28 protein-coding genes are annotated in these 22,684 nt (G+C 69.0%); 15 read left to right on the top strand and 13 right to left on the bottom strand.

Annotation, left to right across the window (positions count from 1 at the left end; translation table 11 throughout):
* Positions 1 to 99 precede the first annotated feature (99 nt).
* Positions 100 to 585, top strand: a complete 486-nt coding sequence (locus HNR40_RS04065; protein ID WP_184959418.1) for a SigE family RNA polymerase sigma factor — start codon at positions 100 to 102, stop codon at positions 583 to 585.
* Positions 582 to 1,274, top strand: coding sequence for a hypothetical protein (locus tag HNR40_RS04060; RefSeq protein ID WP_184958431.1), 693 nt, complete (start codon positions 582 to 584; stop codon positions 1,272 to 1,274). Before HNR40_RS04065 ends, HNR40_RS04060 begins: the two co-directional genes overlap by 4 nt.
* Here the strand turns inward: HNR40_RS04060 and HNR40_RS04055 are convergent.
* Positions 1,271 to 2,080: a Rossmann-fold NAD(P)-binding domain-containing protein gene (locus HNR40_RS04055; RefSeq protein ID WP_184958430.1), complete on the bottom strand. Its 810-nt coding sequence runs from the start codon at positions 2,078 to 2,080 to the stop codon at positions 1,271 to 1,273. The genes HNR40_RS04060 and HNR40_RS04055 overlap by 4 nt on opposite strands.
* 75 nt (positions 2,081 to 2,155) lie before the next feature.
* Between HNR40_RS04055 and HNR40_RS04050 the strand changes: the two genes are divergently transcribed.
* The 4 genes from HNR40_RS04050 (at position 2,156) to lipB (ending at position 4,462) form a co-directional block, all read left to right on the top strand.
* On the top strand, positions 2,156 to 3,067 hold the full coding sequence (locus HNR40_RS04050) for an AraC family transcriptional regulator (protein WP_184958429.1): 912 nt from the start codon (positions 2,156 to 2,158) through the stop codon (positions 3,065 to 3,067).
* Entirely contained in the window at positions 3,064 to 3,570 is a 507-nt protein-coding gene (locus HNR40_RS04045) for an HAD domain-containing protein (RefSeq protein WP_184958428.1), read from the top strand. Before HNR40_RS04050 ends, HNR40_RS04045 begins: the two co-directional genes overlap by 4 nt.
* A 63-nt stretch (positions 3,571 to 3,633) precedes the next feature.
* Positions 3,634 to 3,822, top strand: coding sequence for a PspC domain-containing protein (locus HNR40_RS04040; protein ID WP_184958427.1), 189 nt, complete (start codon positions 3,634 to 3,636; stop codon positions 3,820 to 3,822).
* Position 3,823: 1 nt separating this feature from the next.
* Positions 3,824 to 4,462 (top strand): lipoyl(octanoyl) transferase LipB, encoded by a 639-nt coding sequence (gene lipB / locus HNR40_RS04035; RefSeq protein WP_184958426.1) that lies wholly within the window; start codon positions 3,824 to 3,826, stop codon positions 4,460 to 4,462.
* Here lipB and HNR40_RS04030 read toward each other — a convergent pair.
* Positions 4,459 to 5,985 carry an amino acid permease gene (locus HNR40_RS04030; RefSeq protein ID WP_184958425.1) on the bottom strand — a complete coding sequence of 509 codons (1,527 nt, stop codon included), beginning with the start codon at positions 5,983 to 5,985 and terminating at the stop codon, positions 4,459 to 4,461. The two genes, lipB and HNR40_RS04030, sit on opposite strands and share 4 nt — an antisense overlap.
* A gap of 632 nt (positions 5,986 to 6,617) precedes the next feature.
* Positions 6,618 to 7,142 carry a hypothetical protein gene (locus tag HNR40_RS04025; RefSeq protein ID WP_184958424.1) on the bottom strand — a complete coding sequence of 175 codons (525 nt, stop codon included), beginning with the start codon at positions 7,140 to 7,142 and terminating at the stop codon, positions 6,618 to 6,620.
* Between the two features lie 57 nt (positions 7,143 to 7,199).
* Here HNR40_RS04025 and HNR40_RS04020 point away from each other — a divergent pair, with 57 nt between their 5' ends.
* A complete protein-coding gene (locus HNR40_RS04020; protein ID WP_184958423.1) occupies positions 7,200 to 7,742 on the top strand; it encodes a P-loop nucleotide/nucleoside kinase family protein in 543 nt (180 codons plus the stop codon).
* On the opposite strand, the gene HNR40_RS04015 is transcribed toward HNR40_RS04020, so the two are convergent.
* The 3 genes from HNR40_RS04015 to HNR40_RS04005 all read right to left on the bottom strand — a co-directional run bounded on the left by HNR40_RS04015 (position 7,735) and on the right by HNR40_RS04005 (position 9,364).
* Positions 7,735 to 8,274 (bottom strand): type 1 glutamine amidotransferase domain-containing protein, encoded by a 540-nt coding sequence (locus HNR40_RS04015; RefSeq protein ID WP_184958422.1) that lies wholly within the window; start codon positions 8,272 to 8,274, stop codon positions 7,735 to 7,737. The two genes, HNR40_RS04020 and HNR40_RS04015, sit on opposite strands and share 8 nt — an antisense overlap.
* Positions 8,237 to 8,854: a Pr6Pr family membrane protein gene (locus HNR40_RS04010; protein WP_184958421.1), complete on the bottom strand. Its 618-nt coding sequence runs from the start codon at positions 8,852 to 8,854 to the stop codon at positions 8,237 to 8,239. Before HNR40_RS04010 ends, HNR40_RS04015 begins: the two co-directional genes overlap by 38 nt.
* A gap of 141 nt (positions 8,855 to 8,995) precedes the next feature.
* A complete protein-coding gene (locus HNR40_RS04005; protein WP_184958420.1) occupies positions 8,996 to 9,364 on the bottom strand; it encodes a ribosomal maturation YjgA family protein in 369 nt (122 codons plus the stop codon).
* Between the two features lie 57 nt (positions 9,365 to 9,421).
* Here HNR40_RS04005 and HNR40_RS04000 point away from each other — a divergent pair, with 57 nt between their 5' ends.
* The 6 genes from HNR40_RS04000 to HNR40_RS03975 all read left to right on the top strand — a co-directional run bounded on the left by HNR40_RS04000 (position 9,422) and on the right by HNR40_RS03975 (position 16,868).
* Positions 9,422 to 11,056 carry an ABC-F family ATP-binding cassette domain-containing protein gene (locus HNR40_RS04000; protein WP_184958419.1) on the top strand — a complete coding sequence of 545 codons (1,635 nt, stop codon included), beginning with the start codon at positions 9,422 to 9,424 and terminating at the stop codon, positions 11,054 to 11,056.
* 113 nt (positions 11,057 to 11,169) lie between these two features.
* Positions 11,170 to 12,984 (top strand): ABC transporter substrate-binding protein, encoded by a 1,815-nt coding sequence (locus HNR40_RS03995; protein WP_184958418.1) that lies wholly within the window; start codon positions 11,170 to 11,172, stop codon positions 12,982 to 12,984.
* Entirely contained in the window at positions 12,981 to 14,036 is a 1,056-nt protein-coding gene (locus HNR40_RS03990; RefSeq protein WP_184958417.1) for an ABC transporter permease, read from the top strand. The genes HNR40_RS03995 and HNR40_RS03990 overlap by 4 nt, the downstream gene beginning before the upstream one ends.
* Positions 14,033 to 14,905, top strand: coding sequence for an ABC transporter permease (locus tag HNR40_RS03985; protein WP_184958416.1), 873 nt, complete (start codon positions 14,033 to 14,035; stop codon positions 14,903 to 14,905). Before HNR40_RS03990 ends, HNR40_RS03985 begins: the two co-directional genes overlap by 4 nt.
* The gene (locus tag HNR40_RS03980) at positions 14,902 to 15,867 is read left to right on the top strand and encodes an ABC transporter ATP-binding protein (RefSeq protein WP_184958415.1); all 966 of its coding nucleotides are present in this window, start codon (positions 14,902 to 14,904) and stop codon (positions 15,865 to 15,867) included. Before HNR40_RS03985 ends, HNR40_RS03980 begins: the two co-directional genes overlap by 4 nt.
* Entirely contained in the window at positions 15,864 to 16,868 is a 1,005-nt protein-coding gene (locus HNR40_RS03975; protein ID WP_184958414.1) for an ABC transporter ATP-binding protein, read from the top strand. Before HNR40_RS03980 ends, HNR40_RS03975 begins: the two co-directional genes overlap by 4 nt.
* Here the strand turns inward: HNR40_RS03975 and HNR40_RS03970 are convergent, their stop codons facing one another.
* From HNR40_RS03970 to HNR40_RS03960, 3 genes are all read right to left on the bottom strand, one after another.
* Positions 16,869 to 17,051: a hypothetical protein gene (locus HNR40_RS03970; protein ID WP_184958413.1), complete on the bottom strand. Its 183-nt coding sequence runs from the start codon at positions 17,049 to 17,051 to the stop codon at positions 16,869 to 16,871.
* Between the two features lie 75 nt (positions 17,052 to 17,126).
* Positions 17,127 to 17,945 (bottom strand): NAD(P)H-binding protein, encoded by an 819-nt coding sequence (locus HNR40_RS03965; protein ID WP_184958412.1) that lies wholly within the window; start codon positions 17,943 to 17,945, stop codon positions 17,127 to 17,129.
* 65 nt (positions 17,946 to 18,010) lie between these two features.
* Entirely contained in the window at positions 18,011 to 19,144 is a 1,134-nt protein-coding gene (locus HNR40_RS03960; protein WP_184958411.1) for an FAD-dependent monooxygenase, read from the bottom strand.
* Positions 19,145 to 19,204: 60 nt separating this feature from the next.
* Between HNR40_RS03960 and HNR40_RS03955 the strand changes: the two genes are divergently transcribed.
* Positions 19,205 to 19,771, top strand: coding sequence for a TetR/AcrR family transcriptional regulator (locus HNR40_RS03955; RefSeq protein ID WP_184958410.1), 567 nt, complete (start codon positions 19,205 to 19,207; stop codon positions 19,769 to 19,771).
* Here HNR40_RS03955 and HNR40_RS03950 read toward each other — a convergent pair.
* The 3 genes from HNR40_RS03950 to HNR40_RS03940 are packed head-to-tail and all read right to left on the bottom strand — an operon-like array spanning position 19,768 to position 21,361.
* Positions 19,768 to 20,403 carry a maleylpyruvate isomerase N-terminal domain-containing protein gene (locus tag HNR40_RS03950; RefSeq protein WP_184958409.1) on the bottom strand — a complete coding sequence of 212 codons (636 nt, stop codon included), beginning with the start codon at positions 20,401 to 20,403 and terminating at the stop codon, positions 19,768 to 19,770. The two genes, HNR40_RS03955 and HNR40_RS03950, sit on opposite strands and share 4 nt — an antisense overlap.
* A 20-nt stretch (positions 20,404 to 20,423) precedes the next feature.
* The gene (locus HNR40_RS03945) at positions 20,424 to 20,738 is read right to left on the bottom strand and encodes a DMT family transporter (RefSeq protein WP_184958408.1); all 315 of its coding nucleotides are present in this window, start codon (positions 20,736 to 20,738) and stop codon (positions 20,424 to 20,426) included.
* Positions 20,735 to 21,361 (bottom strand): FMN-dependent NADH-azoreductase, encoded by a 627-nt coding sequence (locus tag HNR40_RS03940; protein ID WP_184958407.1) that lies wholly within the window; start codon positions 21,359 to 21,361, stop codon positions 20,735 to 20,737. The genes HNR40_RS03945 and HNR40_RS03940 overlap by 4 nt, the downstream gene beginning before the upstream one ends.
* 70 nt (positions 21,362 to 21,431) lie before the next feature.
* On the opposite strand from HNR40_RS03940, the gene HNR40_RS03935 reads away from it, so the two are divergent.
* Positions 21,432 to 21,977, top strand: coding sequence for a TetR/AcrR family transcriptional regulator (locus HNR40_RS03935; RefSeq protein WP_184958406.1), 546 nt, complete (start codon positions 21,432 to 21,434; stop codon positions 21,975 to 21,977).
* Here the strand turns inward: HNR40_RS03935 and HNR40_RS03930 are convergent.
* On the bottom strand, positions 21,974 to 22,684 hold the full coding sequence (locus tag HNR40_RS03930) for a nucleotidyltransferase domain-containing protein (protein ID WP_184958405.1): 711 nt from the start codon (positions 22,682 to 22,684) through the stop codon (positions 21,974 to 21,976). The genes HNR40_RS03935 and HNR40_RS03930 overlap by 4 nt on opposite strands.

The raw sequence follows: 22,684 nt of genomic DNA, 5'->3' as shown, positions 1-22,684 counted from the left end.
AGCGTTGCTTCGGGGGAGCGTCGATGCGTCCGGAAATTTCCGGAAATTTCTGGAAATGGGTGTCATCCGGTTGGGGCGGTCCAGACCGTAGTAACAGTGATGGACACTTTCGCCGAGTACGTGATGACGCGGTCAGCGCGGCTGCGCCGTACCGCCTATGTGCTGACCGGCGACTGGGACACCGCGGACGACCTCGTCCAGACCGCGCTGGCCAAGGCGTGGACGGCCTGGCGGCGGATCGACGGTGACCCCGATCCGTACGTCTACCGCATCCTCACCCATACCCACGCCTCCTGGTGGCGGCGGAGGTGGCGGGGCGAGGTGCCGACCGAGCGGCTGCCCGAGACCCCGGGCGGCGACTTCTCGGCCGAGGCGGAGGAGAAGGCCGCGGTGTGGGCGGCGATCCGGGAGTTGTCGGGACGGCAGCGCGCGGTGATCGTCCTGCACTACTTCGAGGAGCTGACGCTCCCGCAGTGCGCCCATGTGCTGGGTTGTTCGCTCGGCACCGTGAAGACGCAGCTCGGCAGGGCGCTGGCCAAGCTGCGCGTACATCCGGGCATCCGGTCCGAGGAGGCGGCGCGATGACGTTCACCGAGGACGACCTGCGGGCGCTGCTGGACGAGCGCACCGCACCCGCACCTGAAAGGGCGACAGACGTGACCCAGATCGTACGGCGCGGCCGCCGGATGCTGATGATCCGGTGGGGGATGGGCGCGGCGCTGGCGGGGGCCGCCGCGCTGGTCGCGTTTCTGGTGGTCCCCGGTCAGAGTCCGAACGCGGATCCGATCCCGGTGGCCGCCGCGACCCCCTCGGCGACGCCGTCGCGGACGCCCGAGCGGCAGCCCGCCCTCACCCTCGACGGCAAGGACCGCTCCGCCGCGCTCGCCTCCGACAAGTCGGCCGTCGGCTACGACCTGAAGCTCACCCCCAAGTCGTCCGACCTGGTGGTGCGGTGCGAGGAACCGGGTGCCTGGGTGGCCCTGTCGTTCAAGGGCGGCGCCCAGAAGGGCGCCACGGCGCGGTGCGCCGGCCGCGGGACCCGGTTCGAGCTGTCCGGGAAGGCCAAGAGCGTGCGTGTCTGGGTGTTCCCGGCCAACGCCCCGGTGGTGGACCGGCCGCTCAAGGACTGCGTGCTGGTCGAGAAGGAGAAGGGGCTCTGCGACGGCAAGTACGCCGCCGCAGAGCTCATCCGGTATGACGTCGCCCTCTCGCTCGCGGCCGACCTGGGCGCACAGCCCGGATCCTGGTCGGCCGCGGTCTACGACCGGCCCTAGACCTTCCACGCCGGAGCCGCCTGCTTGGCGTACTCGGTGAAGTCGCGGGCCGGCCGGCCGAGGGCCTGCCGTACCCCGTCGGCGAGGTTTTCGTTACGGCCGTCGAGGACCTCGGCGAACAGCGCGTTGAGACCGTGGGCCTCGTCCTCGGGCACGCCGGCCGCGATGGCGCCGGCCGCGAACTCCTCCGGCGTGACCGAGACGTAGGCGACCTCGCGCCCGGTCGCCGCGCTGATCTGGGCCGCGGCCTCGGCGAAGCTGATTAGGCGGGGTCCGGTCAGCTCGTAGACCTTGCCGGCGTGGCCGTCCTGGGTCAGCGCAGCGGTGGCGACGTCGGCGATGTCCTCCACGTCGACGAAGGGCTCGGTGACCTCGCCGGCGGGCAGCGCGATGGTGCCGCTCAGCACGGGCTCCAGGAGCCAGCCCTCGTCGAAGTTCTGCATGAACCAGGAGCAGCGCACGACCGTCGCCTCGACGCCGGCGCCGAGGACGACCTGCTCGGCCTCCTGGGCGAGCTCCTCGTTGCGGCCGGACAGCAGGACCAGCCTGCGCACCCCCGCCGCGACGGCGATCTCGGTGAAGGTGCGGATCCGGTCGAGCGCGCCGGGGAAGGCGAGGTCGGGGTAGTAGGTGATGTAGACGGCGTGGACGTCGCGGACGATGGGCGCCCAGGTGGAGTCGTCCTCCCAGTCGAACGCCGGGCGCGAGCCCTTGCGCACGTCGAGGCCCATCGCCTCGAGCCGCTCAACCACGCGGCGGCCGGTCTTGCCGTTGGAACCGAGAACCAGAGTCGTGTTGTTCGTCATGCCTCATAGTTAAGCGGCTGCGAATGAGACTGGACATGGTTGAAACGCGCCATTCCATATGCGATCGTCTCAACCATGGACCAGCTTGCCGCACTCCTCGACGGGCCACGCGCCCGGGGCGCATTTCTGCTGCGTGCCCTCCTGGATCCGCCCTGGTCGATGCGGGTGGAGGACCAGGCGCCGCTCACCCTGGTGGGCGTGGTCAGGGGGGAGGCGTGGGTGGTGCCGCGAGACAGCCCGCCCGTCCCGATCAGCCCCGGTGAGGTGGCGATCGTGCGCGGGCCGGACGACTACGTCGTGGCCGACCGGCCGGGCACCACACCCCAGATCATCATCGGGGCCGACCAGCACTGCACCACGCTGGACGGCGAATCGCTCTACCAGTCCATGGACCTCGGCGTGCGTACCTGGGGAAACAGCGCCGACGGCGACACCATCATGATCGTCGGGACCTACGCCATGGAGACCGAGGTCGGCAAACGACTGCTGGACGCACTGCCGAAACTCCTCGTGCTGCCGGGCGGGCCGCTGATCGGCCTGCTCGGCGCCGAGATGGTCCGCGACGAACCCGGCCAGGAAGCCGTGCTCGACCGGCTGCTCGACCTGCTGCTGATCTCCACGCTGCGCTCCTGGTTCGCCGACCATGAGGCGCCCGCCTGGTACCGCGCCCAGAGCGACCCGATCGTCGGCAAGGCCATGCGCATGCTCCACAACAACCCCGCCCACCCCTGGACCGTCGCCTCCCTGGCCGCCGAGGTCGGCGTCTCGCGCGCCTCGCTGGCCAGGCGCTTCACCGAACTCGTGGGCGAGCCGCCGATGTCCTTCCTCACCGACTGGCGCCTCGCCCTCGCCGCCGACCTGCTGCGCGAGCCCGGCGCCACCATCGGCTCCGTCGCCAGGAAGGTCGGCTACGGCAGCCCCTTCGCGCTCAGCACCGCCTTCAAGCGGGTACGCGGCGTCAGTCCCCAGGAATACAAGGTCGGATGAAACCCCTGGTGCTCGTCGACATCGACGGCGTGCTCAACCCGCTCGGCCGGCCGTCCGCGGACTTCCGGCGCTACCGGTGCGTGCTCGAAGGCGAGACCTACACGGTCCACCTCAACCCGCGGCACGGCATCTGGCTGCTCGAACTGGCCGTGCGGGCCGGCGCCGAACTCGTGTGGGCGACCACCTGGGAACACCACGCCAACGAATGGATCGCCCCCCGCCTCGGGCTGCCCGCCCTGCCGGTCATCCGGGTGGCGCAGGATCGTCCCAGCGAGGTGGGCGAGATGTTCAAGACGCCGCACGTGGCCGAGTACGTGCGGGGGCGGCCGTTCGTGTGGTTCGACGACCTTCTGTTCTCCGCCGACGAGCGCTACCTCAGGGACCACCCGGACGTCGGCGACTTCTTCCTCGTCCAGATCGACCCTAAAACCGGACTGACCAGGCAACATTTCGACCTCGCCACCGAATGGCTCACCCTGTCAGGGTTTTCTCAGGGTCCATAGTGGAACGCGAATCACCTCGTTGTCCGTTTTACCAGGTGAGTTCGCAACCAATGAAGGAGCGAGATGTACCGCTCGAAGGAGCACAGGATTCTGGCCGGCGTCTGCGGCGGCATCGCGGACAAGCTCGGCTGGTCGCCCACTCTCGTGCGGGCGCTGTGGCTGCTGCTGTCGCTGCTGCCCGGCCCCATGTGGGTGCTTTACATCATTCTCTGGATCGTCCTGCCCAACGGCCCGCGGAGCTACGCTCACTAGTATGAAGTCGCGCCCGCTCACGCTCATCCAGGACGATCTCGTCGACTACGACCAGGCGATGGAACGCATGACCGACCTGGTCGGTCAGCGGCAGCGAGACGAGCGGGGCGACACGCTGTGGTTGCTGAGCCACCCGATGGTCTTCACCGTCGGGCGGCGCACGCCGCTGGAGCACCTGCCCGACCCCGCCCGCGGGGTCCCGGTCGTGGAGACCGGCCGGGGCGGCCAGCTGACCTACCACGGCCCCGGCCAGCTCGTCGGATACCTCATCGTCAAGCTCGCCGAGGACGAGGGCATCGTCGACTACGTCCGCGAGGTGGAGCTCCGCCTCGTCGAGGCGCTGGGCAAGCTCGGCGTGCCCGCCGAGCGCCGCGACACCCCGCCCGGCCACGAGCTCCTGACCGGCGTCTGGACCAGCGAGACCAGCCGCAAGATCGTCTCGATCGGGATGCGGCAGAGCCGCGGCGTCACCAGCCACGGCTTCGCGCTCAACGTCGACGGCGACCTCGAACCCTGGGACTGGGCGGTGGCGTGCGGCATGCCCGAGGTCGACATGACCTCGGTCAAGCGCGAGCTGGACGCCGCCACCATGACCGAGGTCCGCGAGACCGTCGCGACCGCCTTCGAGGCCGCCCCTTAGGGAGTGGGAACCTCGTCGACGTTACGGCGGGGCCCGGCAAACCAGTTCTTGGCCGACAGCGTCCACCACAGGGCGATGCCCGCCAGCACCACGCCCACCGCGAGCGGCGCGTAGTTGACCGCCGTCCAGGTGAACTCGGCGTTGCCCGGAACCCCCTTCGGCGAGACCGGCATGATGAAGTAGATCGAGATGACGATGATCTCGATGATCGCGATCCAGTTCAGGACCTTGTACTTCGAGCCCAGCGTCCACGGCCCCGGCACGAACGCGGCGCCCTGCTTCAGCCGCAGCCAGATCGGGATCAGGAAGGCCAGGTAGAGGCCGATGACCGCGATCGACACCACCGCGAGGAAAGCGACCGGCGCGGCCGTACCGGGAGGGGCCCACAGGGCCGGGAGCGTGATCAGCAGCGCCACGCCGCAGCCGGCGAGGATGGCGTTGACCGGGGTGCGGTTGACGTTCACCTTCGACCACAGCCGCCAGCCGGGCACCGCGCCGTCCCGCGAGAACGCGTAGGTCATCCGCGACATCGAGGTCACGCAGCTCATCCCGCAGAAGAACTGGCCGAGCGTCGAGATCGCCAGGATCAGCGTCGCCGGAGCCCAGTCGAGCGCGGTCGTGAAGATCGTCGCCACCGCGCCGCCGCTCTCGTTGATCGCGTTCACGTCCGTGGCCGCGAACAGGAACGCCAGCAGCACGATCCAGCCGCCGATCGCCGAGTAGAAGATCGACTTCCACAGGCCCTTGGCCGCCGACATGGCCGCGCCCTGCGTCTCCTCCGAGACGTGCGCGCACGCGTCGAACCCGGTGATCGTGTACTGCGTCAGCAGGAAGCCCAGCGGCAGCACGTAGAACCAGAACGGCAGGCCGCTCGTCCCGTCGCCGAAGCCCGAGTTGTTGATCGTCTCGGTGAACACGAACGAGACCGACTGGTGCTGCTGCGGCAGGAAGATCAGCAGCCCGACCACCACCGCGGCCCCCGCCACGTGCCACCAGACGGAGATGTTCTGCAGCACGGAGATCAGGCGGTGGCTGTAGATGTTGATCAGCGCGTGAAGGATGAGGATCACCGCGAAGAAGCCGAATACCCTGGCCAGGCTCGGCTCCCAGCTGGGGAAGAACTGGGTGAGCGTGAGGTCCAGGAAGGTGGCGCAGCCGTAGTCGACCGAGGCGGTGACCGCCACCAGGCCGACCAGGTTCAGCCAGCCGGTGAACCAGCCGTGGATCGGCTTGCCGAGCTTGGCCGCCCACCAGTAGATGCCGCCCGCCGTCGGATAGGCGGAGACGAGCTCGGACATGCAGAAGCCGATGATCAGGATGAAGATCGAGATCAGCGGCCAGCCCCAGGAGATGGCGACCGGGCCGCCGTTGTTCCAGGCTTGGTAGAAGGTGGTGAAGCAGCCGGCCAGGATGGAGATGATCGAGAAGGAGATGGCGAAGTTGGAGAAACCGCTCCAGGTTCGTGCGAGTTCCTGCTTGTAACCCAGCTCGGCGAGTCGTTTGGAATCCTCATCCACAGTCATGTGGTCTCCTCGGGGGGTTCTTTGGTCTACCTCTAGACCAATTCGATCCTCCGATCAAGCGGTTACACGAGAGTTTCAAGGTAGTAAGGGATCCTCTTGGTGTTTCGCCCCCAAGCGAGGCCCTTGCCCGATCCACACCCGATAAGCCCGCTACCCAGGCAAGGTGCTCCGCTTCGCTCCGCGCGTTTTGTCGGGCCCCACCCCTTGCCCGGCTAGGTGGTCAGCCAGTTGGAGCCCACCCGACAGGCGAGGTCTAGCTGTGGTGCGCGCTTCGCGCGATGGGGGCAAGGCTGTTGCTTCCAGTCGAGCCGAGGCTCGACCCCGTGTCGGGCCTCGCTCCGCTCGGGCTGTCTTCTGGGAGTCCCACCCCTTGCCCGGTTGGGTGGCTGGGCGGTTGGAGCCCACCCGACAGGCGCGGTCCAGCTGTGGTGCGCGCTTCGCGCGATGGGGCAAGGCCGAGCCAGAGCGCAACCAGGTGCCTGGATCCCCTGAACCGCCTGCCAAGAGGCGCGCACTAGGCCAAGCCACCCGCCCCTGCCGTAGCGCGTCGACGTACCGTCTGGCCCTGTCTGTGTTAAGGCCGCTCTCCCTGCCGACCTGGACGATCGCCTCCTGGCGTTGACCGTCGGCGATCAGGCGCAAGACCTGGGCGAAGGGGAGACGGACACGATCTCCCGAGTGACAAGCTCACCATCCAGAAGAGACGCCGGAGCGAGGACATCATCCTCATAGAAGCGCATGTGCAAGGAGAGATCGAACGCCGAGTCACGCACCCTCCGGTCAAGCCATCGGATGAATTGCGTCGGCACGTGGAACTCATCCGCGTGGATCTCCTGGCGTGATGTCAGCGCCCAGCCGGAGCGTCGTTCCTCAGGACCGCGACGCTCAAGTGCCGAGAACAGCACCCCGCGGATTCTGGCTGCCGCCCCACGCTGGGCCAGCGCCGGGTACCGCACCGCCGCCCAATAACCTTCCCCGCTCTCCACGACCCTGGGATCGTCCAGGTCGTCGATGAACTCCTCGGGAAAATCGGTCACGATGCTGAACTCCTCAGGCTCCGGCCCAAGCCCAAGGTGCCAGCGGAGCTCCGCCACTTCGGCTTCCGAAAGGTCATCGGGAAGATCAGCTGTCACCAGCAGTTCGTACAAGTCCGCCATGCCTGGACATCTTCACATAAGCGATCACGACGGGAGGTGGTGATCTAGCATCCGGGCATGCTCGTCGTCCTGGTGAACGGTCTGCCCGGCTCGGGGAAGACCACGTTGGCCCAAGCGCTGGCCCGCGACCTCGCGTTGCCCCTTCTCAGCAAGGATCGGGTGAAGGAGACGCTGGCCGACGTGCTCGGTGCCGTCCCGCCCGACGGTTCCACCCCGGTCGAGTGGAGTCGCAGGCTCGGTACGGCCGCCGGTGAGACCCTCTGGACCCTGCTGGCCGACGCGCGCGGCGGTGCCGTACTGGAAGGTCCTTGGTTGCGGGATCTGCGGCCGGTGGTTGTGGATGGGTTGCGGCGGGCGGGGGTGGCGGCTGCGCAGGAGGTCTGGTGTGACGTTCCTGCGGATCTTGCCCTGCGGAGATATCGGATGCGTTTGGGTAGGCATCCGATTCATCTGGACTCGCGGGTGGATGACGAGCTTTGGCGTCATTGGGTACGGCAGGCGGAACCGCTCGCGCTCGGGCCTGTGCATCGGGTGGACACGACGGGGCCGGTTGATGTCGCGGCGCTGGTTGAGCGGGTGGTGGGCGCCTCGGTCAGGTGATCGTGTCTGTCAGGGCTTGGCAGAACGCCTTCAGGTCGTCGGGTTTGCGGCTGGTGATCAACGTGCTTGGGGCTTCGGTGTCCACCACGAGTTCCTTGTCGACCCAGGTGGCGCCGGCGTTGCGGAGGTCTGTTTGCAGGCTGGGCCAAGAAGTCAGGGTGCGGTTTCGGACGACGTCGGCCTCTATGAGGGTCCAGGGTGCGTGGCAGATGGCCGCCACCGGCTTGCCGTTGTCGAAGAAGGCGCGGACGAAGCTGACTGCCTGCGGGATCGTGCGAAGGAGGTCGGGGTTGGCCACGCCGCCGGGGAGTACGAGGACGTCGAAGTCGGCGGCGCTCACCTCGTCCACGGTGGCGTCCACGGCGAAGACGTCGCCCTTGTCGAGGTGGTTGAAGCCTTGGATGGAGCCGGGGGCGGTGGAGATGAGGCGTGGTGTGCCTCCGGCTTGTTTGACGGCTTTCCAGGGTTCGAGCAGTTCGATCTGCTCTACGCCTTCAGGGGCCGCGAGGAATGCGATCGTCTTTGCCTGCATGGTGGTGTCTCCCTTTTTGGGCCCCCTTTCCGATTGATGTGGAGATATGCGTGAGGGCGATCAGGGCGTACCCGGCTATGAGGAACACGATGCTGAATCCCAGTGCTGCCAGGACATAGTCGATGAAACTGATCTCGGTCAGGTTCAGGTGGCGGCGGGCCATTCTGACTGGCAGATCCGGGGCGGTGAGCAACACCAGCACCGCGTATCCCAGAGGGAAGGCCAGCCACTTGAAGGGGTCGGTCCATCCTGGGCGGCGGGTGTGGGCGAAGGCGGTCCAGTCGATCAGGACCATCAACGGCGTTACGCAGTGGAGCAGCAGGTTGCGGGCGGATTGGGGCAACGGGAGGGCGAAGAAGGCGACTACTCCGGTCACCACCAGATAGAGGGTTACGGCGCCGCGGACCGACGGGCCGCCTTCGCGGCGGGCTGCCAGGAGCCACAGGTAGTAGGCGGCCAGCACGGTGTTGCTCTGCACGGTGAACGTCACCCACGGGTTGCGTAGTTCGACCAGTGCGAGTGCTACTCCGGTGAGCGCCGCCGCAACCAGGAGGATTCGCCATAAGGTGCGTATGATCATCTGCCCTAGCGTGCGCGATTCGGCGGGTTGGGACAACCGATGGCTACGGGGTCTCAGCGCCGTGTGGGTCAAAGGCGACGCGCTTTCTTTCTGAACCCGTGCCATCTGAGCGACATCGACGACTGGTTCCAGGCTTGGCGCTCACGCATCGGCCCTGCGTTCTGACGGCTGGCGACGGAGTATGACGTAGTGAACCGCTCCGGCCAGCGTGGCGCCGGCGGCGTACCAGAAGAGGTCGGGTGGGTTGAAGGTGCTGCCGAGCAGTGGGCGCAGGACGGTGGGGATGCCGGCGATCTGGGCGAACTCGATGGCCCAGCTCAGCCCGCAGGCCAGCAGGGCGGCGGTCCAGGGGCGCACGTGCGGGCGGATGAAGACGATCACCAGGTAGATCAGCACGGTGTAGAGGGCGTCGCCTGAGTATTTGGCGAAGGGGCCGGAGAGCAGCGCGCGTACGCCCAGGCCCGCGGCCACGGTGAGGACGGCGGCCAAGGCGATCGGACGGCGGGGCATCTCCAGAGACTAAATGGTTTCGACCGGGGTGCGCCCGGCTGGCTAGCATCAATGCACGTGAGCGCGACAATGGTGGTGAAGGACCTGGCGGCTGGGCACGGGGAGCGGGTGTTGTTCTCCGGGCTCGATCTGGTGGTGGGCCCGGGTGACGTGATCGGGCTGGTCGGCGCCAACGGCGCGGGCAAGTCGACGTTGCTGCGGATGCTCGTCGGGATCGACGCGCCCGAGGAGGGCGAGATACGGCTGAGCCCGGCCACGGCCGTCGTCGGCCACCTGCCGCAGGAGCCGGAGCGCCGGCCGGGGGAGACGGTCAGGGCGTTCCTGGCCAGGCGTACGGGCGTGACCAAGGCACAGAAGGATCTCGACGCGGCGACTCAGGCCATTGTCGAGCAGGCCCCGGGCGCCGACGACGACTACAGCGTCGCCCTGGAGCGCTGGTTGTCGCTGGGTGGCGCGGATCTGGACGAGCGGGCCGAAGAGGTTGCGGCCGAGCTGGGGCTGAAGATCGATCTGGATCAGCCTATGACGACGCTGTCCGGCGGGCAGGCGGCTCGGGCCGGGCTGGCGTCTCTGCTGCTCAGCCGGTATGACCTGTTCCTGCTCGACGAGCCCACCAACGACCTCGACCTCGACGGGCTCGACCGGCTGGAGGCGTTCGTGCGGGGGCTGCGGGCGGGCACCGTGGTGGTCTCGCACGACCGTGAGTTCCTGGCCAGGACCGTGACGAAGGTGCTGGAGCTGGACCTGGCCCAGCAGCAGGTCAACCTGTTCGGGGGCGGTTACCAGGCCTATCTGGACGAGCGGGAGGTGGCCCGCAGGCATGCGCGCGAGCAGTACGAGGAATATGCCGAGACCCGCGCCGGGCTGGAGGCCCGCGCGCGCACGCAGCGGGCGTGGATGGAGAAGGGCGTCAAGAACGCCCGCCGCAAGATGCCCGACAACGACAAGATCGGACGCAACGCCCGCATCGAGACCACCGAGAAGCAGGCGGCGAAGGCCAAGCAGACCGAGAAGATGATCGACCGTCTCGACGTCGTGGAGGAGCCGCGCAAGGAGTGGGAGCTGCGGATGGAGATCGCCGTGGCGCCGCGCGCGGGCGCCGTCGTGGCCACGGTACGCCAGGGCGTGGTCCGGCGAGGCGGCTTCATCCTGGGCCCGGTCGACCTGGAGATCGGCTGGGCGGAGCGGGTGGCGATCACCGGGGCCAACGGCTCGGGCAAGACGACGTTGCTCGGCGCGCTGCTCGGCCGGATTCCGCTGGACGAGGGGCACGCGGCGCTGGGTCCCGGCGTCGTGGTCGGTGAGGTGGACCAGGCCAGAGGGCTGTTCGTGGGCGAGGAGCCGCTGATCGACGCCTTCACCCGCGAGGCGGGGCTGGTTCCGGGTGAGGCGCGTACGCTGCTGGCCAAGTACGGGTTGCGGGCTGGGCATGTGCCGCGCGCCGCCGCGACGCTCTCACCCGGTGAGCGGACCCGTGCGGCGCTGGCGCTTCTGCAGGCCAGAGGGGTCAACCTGCTGGTGCTCGACGAGCCCACGAACCACCTCGACCTGCCGGCGATCGAGCAGCTGGAGTCGGCGCTGGCGAGCTACCCGGGCACGCTGCTGCTGGTGACCCATGACCGGCGAATGCTCGAGGCCGTGCAGGTGGATCGCCATCTCAAGGTCGACGCCGGGCAGGTCTTTGAAAATTAACACCGCTCCAGGAAACGAGAATGAAACAATTTTCCGCCACTCGTTGACACGCGACTACGGGATGGTGTGCCTTTCTCTACACAGGGAACCCCCCGCCTGAAGGTGAGGCACACATGAAAAAATGGCTCGCGCGCCTGTCGGCGCTGAGCGTGGCGCTTGTCATAGCAGGTCAGGGCCAGATGGCCCTTGCTCAGGAACCGGCGGCGGGGAAGAAGATCGTCCGCGTTGGCGCGACCCAGGCCGTCGACTCGATGAATCCCTTTCTCGCGGTCCGGCTGATCTCCACCTCGGTTCACCGCTGGATGTTCGGCTACCTCACGGTCCCCGACTCCAAGACCCTGAAGCCCAGCCCTGACCTCGCCGAATCGTGGACGTCGTCGCCGGACGGCCTCACCTGGACGTTCAAGATCCGGCAGGCGAAGTGGTCGGACGGCAAGCCGGTCACCGCCGACGACGCCGCCTGGACGTTCAACAAGATCATGACGGACGAGGCGGCCAAGACCGCCAACGGCCCGGCCGTCGAGAACTTCGAGAGCGTCACCGCCGCGGGCCAGGACCTCACCATCAAGCTCAAGGCCCCGCAGGCCTCGATGCTGGAGAACCCCATCCCGATCATGCCCAAGCATGTGTGGGAGGGCGTCACCGACATCGCCAAGTTCGAGGCGGAGCAGTATCCGGCCGTCAGCAGCGGGCCGTTCATCGCGACGGAACACAAGAAGGACCAGTACGTCAAGCTGAAGGCCAACCCCGACTACTGGCGCGGCAAGCCCAAGATCGACGAGCTGCAGGTCATCTTCTATGACAACCCGGCCGCCGCGATCATCGGGCTCAAGAAGGGCGACATCGACCTCATCGGCCGCCTCGCCCCCTCCGACTTCCAGGCGCTCGCCGGTGACGCCAACATCGAGCAGTGGAACAAGCAGGGCAGGCGCGCGGCGTACCTGCAGATCAACCACGGCGCCACCACCACCGACGACAAGCCCGTCGGTGACGGTCACCCGGCGCTGAAGGACCCGAAGGTCCGCACCGCGCTGCACCACGCGATCGACAAGGCCAAGCTCGTCGCCGAGGTGCAGAACGGCCTGGCCAAGCCGGCCGACGGCTCGATCGTGCCGCCGATGTACACGGACTTCTTCTGGGAGGCCGCCGGCGAGGAGAAGATCTCCTACGACCCGGCCGTCGCCAACAAGATCCTCGAAGAGGCCGGCTACAAGAAGGGCGCCGACGGCGTCCGCACGATGCCCGACGGCAAGAAGAAGCTCGAGTTCCGCTTCAGCATCCACACCGACACTCCCGTCGAGGACAAGCTGGCCGAGTACCTGACCGGCTTCTTCAAGGAAATCGGCATCACGCTGACCACGAACCGGCTGGACTCCAGCAAGTTCACCGAGGAGACCGGCGTCACCGGCCTGTTCGACATCGCGATCAGCGGCTGGTCGGTCAACCCCGACCCCGAAGAGGTCCTGGCCACGCACCTGTGCAGCCGGCGGCCGAACGCGGCCGGCGAGGGCGGCGGCACCGAGTCCTTCTACTGCAACCCCGACTTCGAGAAGCTCTACCAGGAGCAGCTGAAGGAGCTCGACCGCCCCAAGCGCGCCGAGATCATCAAGCAGATGCAGAAGAAGCTCTACACCGACGCCCCGGTGATCGCCATCTACTACCCGAACGACCTTGAGGGCTACCGCAAGGGCACGATCACCAGCGTCACCTCGATCCCCGAGGGCGACGGCATCATCTACGGCGGCAGCAGCTACTGGCCCTTCTACACGCTGGACGCCAAGGCCACCGCGGCAGGCGGCTCCGGTTCTGGCGCGGGCGGCTCCAACACCGGCCTGATCATCGGCATCGTGGCCGCGGTCGTCGTGGTCGGCGGCGTCGGATTCTTCCTGGTCAGGCGGCGCAAGGGCGTCGCGGACGAACGCGAATGACAGCACCGCTCGAAGCCATCGAGCCCGCCGCCGAGCAGGCGGCGGGCCCCGGTGACGAGCGCCCCGCCTACCGGGGCCCGCTGCGGTACGTAGCGGTCAAGGCGGGCGGGGCGGTGCTCAGCATCGGCATGGTGATCATCGGCACGTTCTTCCTGTTCCGCATGCTGCCCGGCGACCCGGTGCGGGCCCTGGCCCAGGGCAGGAACATGACACCGGCCCAGCTCGACCTCGAACGCCGCCGGCTCGGGCTCGACAAGCCGCTGTTCGACCAGTTCCTCGACTTCCTGACCGGCACGCTGCGGCTGGATCTGGGCACCTCCTACGAGTACAAGCGCCCGGTCCTCGACCTGATCGTGGATCGCCTGCCCGCGACGATCCTGCTCGCCGGGACGGCGCTCGTCGTCGCGGTCGGCCTCGGCGTCTGGCAGGGCACCAAGGCGGGCTGGCGGCGCGGCAGCCGCTTCGACCGCTTCTCCACCAGCACGTCGCTGATCTTCTGGTCGGTGCCGACGTTCTGGCTCGGGCTGCTGCTGATGATGGCGCTGGGCAACGGCATCGGCCCGATCCCGGGCATCTTCCCCACCCGCGGCATCGAGAGCGTGGACGCGCCCGACGGCTTCGCCTACGTCCTGGACGTCGGCATGCACATGGTCCTGCCCGTTCTCACGATGGTCGGCGTCGTCTACGCCCAGTATCTGCTGGTCATGCGCTCGTCGCTGCTGGACGAGGTCGGTCAGGACTACATCACCACCGCACGGGCCAAGGGCCTGCGCGACGATCAGGTACGGCGCCGCCACGCGGTGCCCAACGCCCTGCTCCCGACCGTGACGCTGGTCTTCATGCGCATCGGCTTCGTCGTGGGCGGCGCGGTCACGGTGGAGGCCATCTTCACCTGGCCGGGACTCGGGCAGCTGTTCTACCGGGCGATCAAGGTGCCGGACTTCACGCTGATGCAGGGCACGTTCATGCTGCTGTGCGTCTCGGTGATCCTCATGAACACGCTGGCCGACGTGGTCTACCACGTCCTCGACCCGAGGGTGAGGTCGGCATGACCACGGTGGCGTGGGCGCGCAGGAAGATGGCGTTCGGCCGGTTCTGGACCACGTTCCGCCGCCAGCCGGCCGGTGTCGTCGGGCTGGGCATCCTGGTGGTCGCGGTGGTGCTGGCGCTGATCGCGCCGCTGTTCATCGACGACAGCGTGACCAGCGTGGTCTCGGACACCGGGAAGAGCTTCGGCGCGCCCGGCACGGACAGCGCGCTGGGCAACGACGAGTCCGGGCGCTCCATCCTGGAACTGATCTGGTGGGGTTCGCGGACCTCGTTGCTCATCGGGTTCCTGGCCGCCGCGCTGGCCATGGTGATCGGCACCGTGATCGGGATCGCGTCAGGGCACTTCCGCGGCTGGATCGGCGCCGCCCTGATGCGGGTCACCGACTGGTTCCTGGTGCTGCCGTCGCTGGTGACCGCGCTGGTGCTGGCCGCCATCCTGGGCGGCAGCATGACCACGATCATCGTGGCGATCGGGGTCACGGCGTGGCCGTCCACGGCGCGGCTGATCAGGGCGCAGACGCTGGCGGTGGAGGCGCGGCCGTACATCGAGCGCTCGAAGGCGCTCGGCGCGGGGCACTGGCACGTCATGACCAAGCACGTGCTGCCGAACGTGGCACCGCTGCTGCTGGCCAGCACCACGCTGGAGGTGGCCAGCGCGATCGTCACCGAGTCCACGCTGGCCTTCCTCGGCGTGAGCTCCAACAAGACGTCGTGGGGGACCATGCTGCGCGGCTCCTACGACTGGAACGCCGCCTCCAACGGCGCCTGGTGGTACATCGTCATCCCCGGCCTGTGCATCGTCGCCGTCGTGATGGCGTTCACGCTGGTCGGCCGGGCCCTGGAAGCCGTGCTGAACCCGAGGTTGCGATGAGCCTGCTCGAACTGGACGACGTCTCCGTCACCTACCGGATCGCCTCCGGCGAGGTTCCGGCGGTACGCGGGGTCTCGCTGAAGCTGGCGGCGGGCGCGGCGCTGGGCGTCGCGGGCGAGTCGGGATCGGGCAAGTCGACGCTGGCCATGTCGCTGCTGCGGCTGCTGCCGGCCGACGCCCGGGTCACCGGCAAGATCCTGCTCGACGGCGAGGACGTGCTGACCATGAAGTGGGGCCGCCTGCGGGCGGTGCGCTGGGCGGAGGCGTCGATCGTCTTCCAGGGCGCGCAGCACGGCCTCAATCCGGTACGCCGCATCGGCGACCAGATCGCCGAACCGCTGCTGGTGCACGGCCTGGCCAAGCCGGAGGGCGCCCGCAAGCGGGTCGCAGAACTGCTCGACCAGGTGGGGCTGCCGTCCTGGCGGGCGCGCAGCTACCCGCACGAGCTGTCCGGCGGGCAGCGGCAGCGGGTCATGATCGCGATGGCGCTGGCGTGCGAGCCCCGGCTGATCATCGCCGACGAGCCGACGACCGCGCTGGACGTGATGGTCCAGGCTCAGGTGCTGACGTTGATCAAGGAGCTGGTGGCCTCCCAGGATATCTCCCTGATCATGATTTCTCACGATTTGTCGGTTCTGGCGGATGTGTGCGGGCAGCTGGCCGTCATGTACGCCGGCCGCATCGTCGAGAACGGCCCCTCCCACGAGGTCTTCCACGACGCCCGCCACCCCTACAGCAAGGCGCTGGCCGCCGCCTTCCCGACCGTCGGCGACCCGGTCTCCCGCATGGCGCCCAAGGGCCTCGGCGGCGACCCGCCCGATCCGATGCGGCTGCCCGGCGGCTGCTCGTTCCATCCCCGGTGCCCGGTGGCGGTCGAGGCCTGCCCGACCCTGGACGTCGAGCTCTGGTCCGCCGGCGCCGGCCGTACCGCTGCCTGCGTGCACGTGAAGGAGGCGTCATGACCGAGACCGAGACGCCCGTGGAGCATGCGGCCGCCACCCGCACCACGCTGCTGGAGGCGCAGGACCTGCACGTGGACTTCGCCTCGCGCGGGCGGCGCGCCCGCGCCGTCGACGGCGTGAACCTGGCCATCGGCGAGGGCGAGATCGTCGCGCTGGTCGGCGAGTCCGGCTGCGGCAAGACCACGCTCGCGCGCACGCTGCTCGGCCTGGAGCGCCCGAGCTCCGGCACCGTCCGGTACGGCGGCGCCCCCCTGTCCTACGACTCCCGCTCGCTCAAGGCCTACCGGCGCGAGGTGCAGCTCGTGCTGCAGGACCCGACCGGCTCGCTCAACCCCCGCCACACCGTGTACGAGGCGGTCGCCGAAGGTCCGCGCATCCACGGCCTGCCCGACGAGGAGAAGGTCGTCGCCGACGCGCTGTCACGCGCCGGGCTCCGGCCGCCGGAGCGCTTCTTCCTGCGCTACCCGCACGAGCTGTCCGGCGGCCAGCGCCAGCGCGTCGTCATCGCCGGGGCGCTCGCGCTCAACCCGCGCGTCCTGGTGGCCGACGAGCCGGTGGCCTCGCTGGACGCCTCGGTGCGCGGCGAGATCCTCGCTCTCATGCTCAAGCTCCGCGCCGACCTCGGCCTGTCGGCCCTGGTCGTCACCCACGACCTGGGCCTGGCGTGGAACATCGCCGACCGGGTCGCGGTCATGTACCTGGGGCGCATCGTCGAGTCCGGCCCGGTCGAGCAGGTCCTGACCGCGCCGCGGCACCCGTACACGCAGGCGCTGATGTCGGTGCTGCCCGAGTCGCCGGAACGCGTCATCCTGACCGGCGAGCCCCCGGACCCGACCCGCATCCCGGGCGGCTGCCGCTTCCACGCGCGTTGCCAGGTGCTGGCCTCGGGCAGGGCGGAGGAGGCCGGGGTGGCGGCCAGGTGCCGGACCGAGCCGCTGGAGATCCTGCCCGCCGTGCCCACCGCCCAGGAGGCCTGCCACTACGCGGCGCTGAACCCCTGATCAGCCCAGGTCGGCGTCGTGCACGAGGATGGCGGCCACGAGCGCGGCCCCGCCCAGGTAGGCGGCGACGTCACGGCCGCGCCGCAGGGTGGCGCCCGCGTAGTAGGAGGCCAGCATGATCGGCGGCCAGATCCCCAGCCCCGCGTACGCGGCCGCGCCCACGACGGCCAGCGGCCACCACACGCGCGGGGGGAAGACTCCGTGGTGAAGCGCTGGAAGTAGGTGAGCGGAGGCTCTCCGCGGAGAGCCCCCGATGGCTCAGAAAGCGGCCGCGTTCTCCTGCGCCCACTGGGCGAAGGAACGCGCCGGGCGGCCGGTGACGCGCTCGACGGTGTCGACTACCGTGTAGCCGATCTCGGGGGTGTTGCCGAGGGCGTCGACCAGGAACTCGATCAGCTCGGGGCCCATGCCCTTGGCGGCCCACATCTCGCGGGCCCCGGCCTCGGTCAGCTCCTCGAAGGCGACCTCCTTGCCGATCGCCGCGCCGAGCTGGCGGGCCTTCTCCTCGGTGGTGACCGCCTCGGGGCCGGTCAGGACGAGCTCCTGGCCGTCGTAACCGCCGTCGACGAGCACCTTGGCCACCACCGCGGCGATGTCGCGCTCGTGCACCATCGCGCTGAGCCGCCCGCCGAACGGCTCCTGGATGACCTCGCCGGCGCGGACCGTCTCGGCCCACCACTGCTTGGTGTTGGACATGAACTCGACCGGGCTGAGCAGCGTCCACTCCAGCTCGCTTCCGGTCAGCGCCTGCTCCAGGGGGCCGTCGGCGCGACCGCCGAGGACGGTGGCCCGCCGTACGCCGTGCTTCTCGGCCAGCTTGACGATCAGGTCGCCGTTCTCCAGCGGCTCGTAGTTGTCGCCGGCGAAGTTGATCAGGTGGACGGCGGTGACTCCGGCGAAGGCGGCGTCGAGGGTCTCGGGCTGCGCGAGGTCGCCGACGAAGACCTCGACGCCCTCGGGCAGACCAGCCTTCTCGGGGTTCCTGGTCAGCGCCCGCACCTGGTGGCCGGCCTCAAGCAGCTCGGCGACGATGTTGCGGCCGACGGTACCGGTGGCGCCGGTGACGAGGAAGGTCATGGGAAGCTCCTTCTGAAGAGTGCGGAACGGAACGTTCTGATATCACTCTAACAGAACGGAACGCTTTATTCCACATAATTCTTCAGCGAGATGGCGTTGGCGGCCCGGCCGATGCCGCCCGCGATGCGGTCGATCATCGCGTCCTTCCAGGGCAGGCGGGGGAGCAGCTTGATCATCTTGAGCTGGAACCAGATCATGCCGGCCGACGCCAGGACGATGCCCTTGATGTTCGTCGGGCCGAGCTTCTGGTTCTCCTCGACGAAGTGCCGCATCTCGCGCTCGTAGCCGTCCAGCGAGCCGCCGGCCAGCTCGCCCGCCAGGACGTACGCGCCGACCAGCGCCAGGCTGGTCCCCTGGCCGGAGGCGGGCGAGGCGCAGTAGCCGGCGTCGCCGACCAGCACCACGCGGCCCTTCGACCAGGAGTCCATGTGGATCTGGGTGAGCGTGTCGCGGTAGAAGTCGTCCGACTGGCGCACCGCCTCCAGCAGCTTGGGCACCTCCCAGCCGACCCCGGCGAACGCCTCGTGCACGTCCTGCTCGCCCGACCACATGAACAGCGCCTTGGCGTCGCCGTCCTGCTTGGTGCTGTAGACGTTGGCGGTACGGCCCGGCGCCAGGTGCACCGCCTCCTCGCGGTCCAGGCCCAGGTGGTTGGGCACGGTGGCGATCGCGATCTGGTAGCCGAGGTCGCGGGCGAACTGCTTCTCCTCGCCGAAGGCCAGCTTGCGGACGTTGGAGTGCACGCCGTCGGCGCCCACGACGTAGTCGAAGCGGCGCGGCGCGGAGCGCTCGAAGGTGACGGTCCCGTCCTCGCCGATGGCGGTGATGGAGTCGTCGAACACGTACTCCACCTCGTCGCGGGTCAGCTCGTAGAGCAGTTCGGTGAGGTCGCCGCGCATGATCTCGGCGTCGTCCTTGTGCCGGCCGCCGAACAGGTCGGCGTCCATGGTGGCCATGACCCGGCCGCGGGCGTCGTAGTTGGTCGCGATCGTCATCTCGGTGCTGTGCGCCCGCACGGCCCGCAGCAGCCCCATCCGCTCGATCACGGTGAGCGCGGCGCCCCGGATGTCGACCTTGTAGCCGCCCTTGCGGATCTCGGGGGCCCGCTCGACGACGGTGACGGTGAAGCCGTGGCGGCGCAGCCAGTAGGCGGTCGCGGTGCCGGCGACGCTGGCGCCGGAGATCAGGATGTTCGTCATGTCCTGAAAGGTACACCCGTCTTAGACGCTTGTGCAAGACGTTTGTGCTAATCTTCTGCCATGGGAAATCGCGAGGAACTACTGGCCGGTGCCAAGAGATGTCTGCTGGAGAAGGGCTACTCGCGCACGACGGCGCGCGACATCGCCAACGCCTCAGGGGTGAGCCTGGCCGCCATCGGCTACCACTTCGGCTCCAAGGACACGCTCATGAACGAGGCGCTGTTCGACGCCATGCGCGAATGGGGCGACGAACTGGGGGCGACGCTCACCGCCGACCTCAAGCCGGACGTCACCCCGCTCGAACGTTTCGAGAGCGCCTGGGACCGGGTTGTCGACTCGTTCGAGCGCATGCGGCCGCTCTGGGTCACGCAGTTCGACCTGCTCGGGCAGATCGACCATCTGCCGGAGGTCCGGGCGCAGCTCGTCGGCGTGATGGGCGAGGCGCGTACGGGGCTGGCGGAGTTGTTCCAGGGCATCGACCCGGCCGCCGAGCCGGAGCGCGCCCGCCTGGTCGGCACGTTCTACCAGGCCATGCTGACCGGGCTGCTGGGCCAGTGGCTGCTCGACCCGGCGAGCGCGATGAAGGGCCGCGACGTCGTCACGGCCCTTCGCTCGATCGTGTCCTAGAAGGCGCTGATGGTGGCGGGCGCCCGCTCGGCCCTGCTCAGCGTCCGGATGACCGCCGTGGCCCCATGCCGGTGTACGGCCAGCCGCGCCAGCAGGTCGACGACCGGATCGATCACCGCATCCGGCAGCTCGGGCGTCTCCAGGCCCACGCTGGCCGCCAGGTCGTCGGAGTGCACGACGATCTCCATGAGCCGCGTGAGCAGGAAGTCGTCCAGCCGCAGCGACCAGCCGTTCCAGTCGAGGTGCACGACCCGGTCGGCCGGCTCGGCGGGCAGCGCCGCGGTGAGGTGGGCGAGCACCTCGGCCATCCGGCCGGCCAGCACGCCGGGACCGCAGGCGGCGATCGACTCGCCGCCCTGCCGGATGGTCAGGTTGCTCTCGTGGTCGAGCCCGGCCTCGACCCAGGGCGAGCTGATGTAGTGCTCGATCAGCGCGATGGGCGGCTGAAGGCCCGGTCGTGGCAGCACCTCGTCCACCCTGACCAGTTGGTGACCCAGATGTCCGGCCAGCCCGCGGACGCTGAACTCGGTCAGCGCGCTCGGCTTCTCCCACGCGGCGGCGACCGCGGGGTGGCCGAGCAGCGCGACCGCCGAGCCGGCGGCGATCAGGTAGGACTCCCGAATCTCACCCATGCGCATGCCTTTCGGAGGGGTCAGGTCGTTACTCGCGCCAACACTATCCCGCCGACTATCAGCGCCAGCGCCGCCATCCTGCCCACGGACACCGGGTCGTCGTTGAGCACGATGCCGAGGACGATCGCGCCCACCGCGCCGATGCCGGTGAAGACCGCGTAGGCGGTGCCGACCGGCAGCGTGTTCATGGCCAGCGACAGCAGGAACACCGCAGCCGCCATCAGCAGCAGGCTGACCAGCGTGGGGATGGGCCGGGTGAAGTTCTGGGTGGGCTTGATGCTCTGCGACCAGGCCACTTCGACCAGTCCGGCCAGGGCGAGGATGAGCCAGTTCACTTGGACGCCTCCTTGAGTGCGGCACGGCGCGACTCCTCGTGCTGCTCGCGCAGGTGCGACAGCCGGGGGTCGATCAGGGCGTTGGCCAGTTCGGTGCTGATGAAGGTGACGTCCTCCACGTCGAAGTGGCCCTTGAAGAAGTCGCGCAGGTAGCGCTCCTGGTAGTCCATGGGCTCGCGGACCGTCCCCGGGCCGTAGGCGCCGCCGCGGGCGGAGGTCACCACGAAGCGGCGGCCGCGCAGCGACATCTTCGGGAAGGTGATCTGGTCGAGCCAGGCCTTCAGCGACGACGGGATCGAGTAGTTGTACATCGGGGTCCCGATCAGCACGACGTCGGCGGCGACCACCTCGTCGAGCAGCGGCTTGAGCGTCTGCCAGGCCTCGTTCTGGGCCGGGGTGGAGACGGCCTCGCCGTACCGGGAGATGTCGGTGATCTCGTGCCGGAGCACGTGGTCGCACAGCTCCGTCCAGGCCTCGGTGATGTGCGGGACCGGGTCGGCGGCCAGGTCGCGGTAGACGTAGCCCTCGCCGGGGTGGGCGGCGCGCCAGGCGTCGGCGTAGGCGCGGGACAGCTCACGCGAGAAGGAGGTACGGCGGGCGCTGGCGTCCAGGTGAAGCAGCATGGGTCTCTCCGGGGTTAAGTGGACGAACTGTCCGCTTAAACGGACGCACTGTCCGGATATATTCCTGGGTATGGAAAGAGCCGATGCCGCCCGCAACCGGGCCAAGATTCTGCGGGCGGCGGCGGAGTTGTTCGCCGGCCGGCCGCCGCAGGACGTCACCATGGAAGAGATCGCCAAGGCGGCCGGCGTCGGGCGGGGCACCCTCTACCGCCGCTATCCCGACCGGGCCGCCATCGCCGTCGCGCTGCTGGACGAGCACGAGCGCGCGCTGCAGGAACGGCTCATCCAGGGCCCGCCGCCGCTCGGCCCCGGAGCGTCGCCCGCCGAGCGGCTGGCCGCCTTCTACGCCGCGATGTGCGACCTGCTGGAGGACCACGCCCACCTGGTGCTGGGGACCGAGGTGGGCAGGCAGCGCTTCGAGACCGGGGCCTACGGCTTCTGGCGCGTGCACGTGCGCTCACTGCTGACCGCCGCCCGCACGCCGGGAGCCGACGCACTGGTGGACGTGCTGCTCGCGCCGCTGGCCCCGGAGGTGTACACGTACCAGCGGCGCGAGCGCGGCCTGACCAAGAAGCAGATCGCCGACGCCCTGTCCCGGCTGACCGCCGCCCTCTAGCTCAGGGCGCGGTGGATGGCGGCGCGGACGAACGAGCGGGCCAGCATCGCCCGGCGGGCGCGGCCGAGCTTGGGGCCGGGCGTGCCGTAGCGGCGGGCCCTGACGTCGGCCACCACCCGCTCCGGCGCGCCCAGCTCGGCGAGTACGTCGAACGCCTCTCGTTTGGTGATCAGGCGGTTCTCCCTGAGCGTGACCGTCGCCCTGGCCACCGTGATCAGGCCGAGGTCGACCCAGATGTCCTGCAGCCAGCGCTTGAAGCCGTCGGTCTTGAGCAGCCAGAAATCGGCCAGGTCGGCGCGGATGAACGCGTGCAGTTCGGCGTCGCTGACCTCGGGAAGCAGGTCAGGGACGGCGGTGCCGTACAGCTCGACGGGGCTGGAGTGCAGCTCGCGGCGGGTCACGGCCGTGACGGGGCGGTGGAACAGCTCGCCGTGCGCGGCGGTGAGGTGCTGCGCGGTCAGGTCGGGCAGTTTGTCGCGGACGATGTAGGAGCAGTGGAGCAGTTCGGGGAAGCCGCCGTGGATCTCCTCCAGGCGGGTCGGGTCGGCGACCGGGGACTCGACGACGGCGATCAGGTCGAGGTCGCTGCGGCCCGGCTGGTAGTCGCCGGCGCCGAGCGAACCGTGCGCCCACAGGGCGAGCAGCGGGACCTCCCGCCTGATCTCGCCGAGGAAGCGCGTGAGCAGCAGGTCTGTCTCGGTGTGCAC

The sequence above is a fragment of the Nonomuraea endophytica genome (assembly GCF_014203235.1).
Classification (GTDB): domain Bacteria; phylum Actinomycetota; class Actinomycetes; order Streptosporangiales; family Streptosporangiaceae; genus Nonomuraea; species Nonomuraea endophytica.
The sequence above is the reverse complement of the archived record's forward strand: the minus strand, read 5'-3'. Positions and strand labels throughout refer to the sequence as shown.